Origin of the sequence: Streptomyces swartbergensis (assembly GCF_002148965.1) — a bacterium.
Taxonomy (GTDB): domain Bacteria; phylum Actinomycetota; class Actinomycetes; order Streptomycetales; family Streptomycetaceae; genus Streptomyces; species Streptomyces swartbergensis.
In genome coordinates this window covers 1-3461 of the sequence record NZ_NGFN01000537.1, presented here as the reverse complement: position 1 = coordinate 3461, position 3461 = coordinate 1, and the positions used below count along the sequence as shown (strand labels likewise).

The 3461-nt window shown below is 72.4% G+C and carries 2 protein-coding genes and 1 pseudogene; 1 reads left to right on the top strand and 2 read right to left on the bottom strand.

Features of this window, described 5'->3' with window-relative positions:
* Positions 1-190: 190 nt before the first annotated feature.
* A complete protein-coding gene (locus CA983_RS41670) occupies positions 191-2059 on the bottom strand; it encodes a S9 family peptidase (protein ID WP_086605854.1) in 1869 nt (622 codons plus the stop codon).
* 192 nt (positions 2060-2251) lie between these two features.
* Between CA983_RS41670 and CA983_RS41665 the strand changes: the two genes are divergently transcribed.
* Complete coding sequence (locus CA983_RS41665; RefSeq protein WP_279628509.1) at positions 2252-3046, top strand: SURF1 family protein; 795 nt, start codon at positions 2252-2254, stop codon at positions 3044-3046.
* Positions 3047-3271: 225 nt separating this feature from the next.
* Here CA983_RS41665 and CA983_RS41660 read toward each other — a convergent pair.
* Positions 3272-3461 (bottom strand): annotated as a pseudogene (locus CA983_RS41660) (hypothetical protein); the annotation flags it as partial.

The window sequence follows — 3461 nt, the reverse complement described above, 5'->3', positions numbered from 1 at the left end:
GTGTGCGGGGTCGGGGTCGAGGCCGGGGCGTTACGAGGTGCGCGGCGTTGAGGCTGAGGCCGGGGCGTTGCGCAACCCGGCGCAGCGGGGTGCCGCCCGCGCCCACCCGTGCCGCCCCAGCGGCACGACTGTCCGCGGATTGCGGGCACCCCCGCCCCACGAGTCACCGTCAGCGTCCGCGCCCCGCCGATCACGGCCGTCGGTTCAGATACCTCTCCGCGAACTCCAGCTCCAGCCGTACCTGCTTGATGCGTTCGTCCACCACCAGTGACCCGTGTCCGGCGTCATAGCGGTACACCTCGTGGGTCGCGCCTCTCGCCTCCAGGCGTTTGACGTAGTTCTCGATCTGGCGGATGGGGCAGCGGGGGTCGTTGACGCCGGCCGAGATGTAGACCGGGGCCTTGACCTGGTCGACGTAGGTGAGGGGGGAGGAGGCCTCGAAGCGGTCGGGGACCTCTTCGGGGGTGCCGCCGAGGAGCGTGCGGTCCATCGCCTTCAGCGCTTCCATCTCGTCGTGGTACGCCGTGACGTAGTCGGCGACGGGGACCGCCGCGATGCCCAGGGCCCATGCGTCGGGCTGGACGCCGAGGCCGAGGAGGGTGAGATAGCCGCCCCAGGAGCCGCCGGTGAGGACGAGGCGGTCGGGGTCGGCGAGGCCGGAGGTGACGGCCCATTCGCGGACCGCGGCGATGTCCTCCAGTTCGATGAGGCCCACGCGGTGCTTCAGGGCGTCCGTCCAGGCACGGCCGTAGCCCGTCGAGCCGCGGTAGTTGACCCGGACCACCGCGTAGCCGTGGTCGACCCACGCCGCCGGGCCGGCCGCGAAGGAGTCGCTGTCGTGCCAGGTCGGGCCGCCGTGGATGTCGAAGACCGTGGGGAGCGGGCCGGTGGTGCCCTTCGGCTTCTGGACGAGGGCGTGGATGCGGCCGCCGGGTCCCTCCACCCACACGTCCTCCACCGGCACCGAGCCGGGTGACTTCATGCCGGGCGGGTCGAGCACGACACCGCCGGCCGTGGAGCGGACCGCCGACGGTTGGGCGGCCGAGGACCACAGGTACTCCACGCTGCCGTCGGGCCGGGCCGTGGCGCCGGAGACCGTGCCGGGCGGGGTCGGGATCTCGGTCAGGGCGCGGCTCGCCAGGTCGTAGCGGAACAGCTCGCTGCGGGCCTCGAAGCTGTGCGCGATGAGCAGGCCGCTGCCGTCCGGGTACCACTCGGCGCTGACGTCGCCCGGCAGTTCCAGCGCCAGGTCCGTCTCCTCGCCGGAGGCGACGTCCCAGACCAGGGGCTCCCAGCGGCCCCGGCGCTGGTGGCCGATGAGGAGGCGGGTGTCGCCGTCGACGGGGGCGAAGCCGAGGACCTCCAGGCCGAGCTCGCGCGTACCGCCCTCGGTGTCGTCGAGGTCGGCGACCGGCGTGCCGTCGGTGCGCAGGACGCGCAGGGCGGAGTGCATGGCGTCGCCGTGCTCGGTGTGCTCGATGGCGATGAGCGAGCCGTCGTGGGAGAGGTCGCCAACGCCGGCCGATTCGCGGTGGCGGTAGATCTCCACCGGGGCCTCGCCCGTGCGGACGAGGTGGATCGTCGTACCGTCCTCGTCGGTCGAGCGGCCGACGACCGCCGTGCGCCCGTCGCGGCCGAGGGCGAGCCCCGCCGGATAGGAGGCGTCCAGGCCCTCGGCGGCGAGTTCGTCCGGGCCGCCCGTGAAGGGCTGGCGGCGCCAGACGCCGAACTCGTCACCGTCCTTGTCGTCGAACCACCAGATCCAGGCGCCGTCCGGTGACAGCACGCCGTCCGTCGTGCCGTTCGGCCGGTCCGTCACCTGGCGCTGCTCGCCCGTCTTGCGGTCCCAGGCGTACAGCTCGTACGTCCCCGTCGCGTTCGACACGAACAGGGAGCGGTCCGGCGCGTCCTCCGCCCAGTCGGGCAGGGACACCCGGGGCGCCCGGAAGCGCTTCTCCCAGTCCGGCATCCGCTCCTGCTGTCCCGCCTGTACCTCTTGCTCCTGCTGGTTCCGCTGATCCCGCTGATCCCGCGCGTCGGATCCGTTGCTCTCAGTCATGGCCCCATACTGCACGCCCTCGCCGACAATGCGCCGACGAGGTCCTCAGCCTGTGGATAACCTCCACCGGTTCCCCTTCTCAGCAGGTCAGGAGTGACCGAGCCCCCGGCGGACGGGAACACCTCGCGGAGCGGTATCGAGGGTGCCGACCCCGCAGGCCGACCCCGCCCGGCAGACCCGTACCGTATGGGTGTGTACCGGTTTCTGCTGACGCCCCGATGGTGGGGGATCAACGTCTTCGTGCTGTTGTCCATCCCCTTCTGCATCTTCATGGGGTCCTGGCAGCTGGGCCGGTTCGAGGACCGTGTGCAGGACCACCGCGCGGCTACCGAGCAGGTCTCCGAGGCCCGGCACGAAGCGCCCCGGCCGCTCCGGGAGATGCTGCCGGTGACCAAGGCGACATCCGGGAAGCAGGTCACCGCGACCGGCCGCTACGGCAAGCAACTGCTGGTGCCCGGCCGGGAGCTCGACGGCAAGCAGGGCTTCTACGTCCTAACGCTGCTGCGCACCGACTCGGGCGAGGCGCTGCCGGTGGTCCGCGGGTGGCTGCCCGGTGCCGCCGACGCGGCGAAGGCGCCCGCGCCGCCCGCCGGTGAGGTCACGGTCACGGGGGCGCTCCAGGCGTCCGAGACACCGGGTGACAACGGCGTCAGCGCGCAGGGCGGCCTGCCGGCCGGGCAGACCGCGGCGATCAGTGCGGCGTCGTTGGTGAACCTGGTGCCGTACGACGTGTACGACGCGTGGGTCACGTTGGCGAAGGGTGACTCGGGGATGAAGGCGGTGCCGGCGAGTGCGCCGCCGGACACCGGGCTGGATCTGAAGGCGTTCCAGAACCTCGGTTACACCGCCGAGTGGTTTGCCTTCGTGGGGTTTGTGATCTTCATGTGGTTCCGGTTGCTGCGGCGGGAAATCGAGTTCGCGCGGGATGCGGAGCTGGGGTTGGTGCCGGAGGAGGAGCCTGTCGCTGCGGACACCGGCGCCAAGTGAGCGGCGTCGCTGCTGAGGCCCTGTGGGTCCACGGCCCGGTGTAGCAGGGTGCCGCCAGCGGTTGCTGGGGCAGGGTGGGTTCGCAGCCCGGCGGTGCGGGGTGGGTTCACAGCCCGGCGGTGCAGGGTGGGTTCACAGCCCGGCGGTGCGGGGTGCCGCTTCTTTGGGACGGGTGCCGCCCCAGCGGCACGACTGCCCGCAGCTAGGCGGGACGGGCGGCCTCAGCTACGACGCCGCCAGTACGCCCGTCCAGTACACCGTCCCCGCGCACGCGTTGGACACCGTCACCGAGCCCGCTCCCGAGCCGGTCGCCGGTGTGTACGTCACCGCCACGCTGCCGTCGACCGTGCCGTCCTCCCTGGCGAGCTGCGGGGCCGTGCCCGTGCCCGTGTCGCCGCCGGTGGAGGTGCCGCCC

Coding starts and splice junctions, on each gene's coding strand:
- CA983_RS41670 (WP_086605854.1), bottom strand. CDS start 2,059: ATGACTGAGAGCAACGGATCCGACGCGCGGGATCAGCGGGATCAGCGG.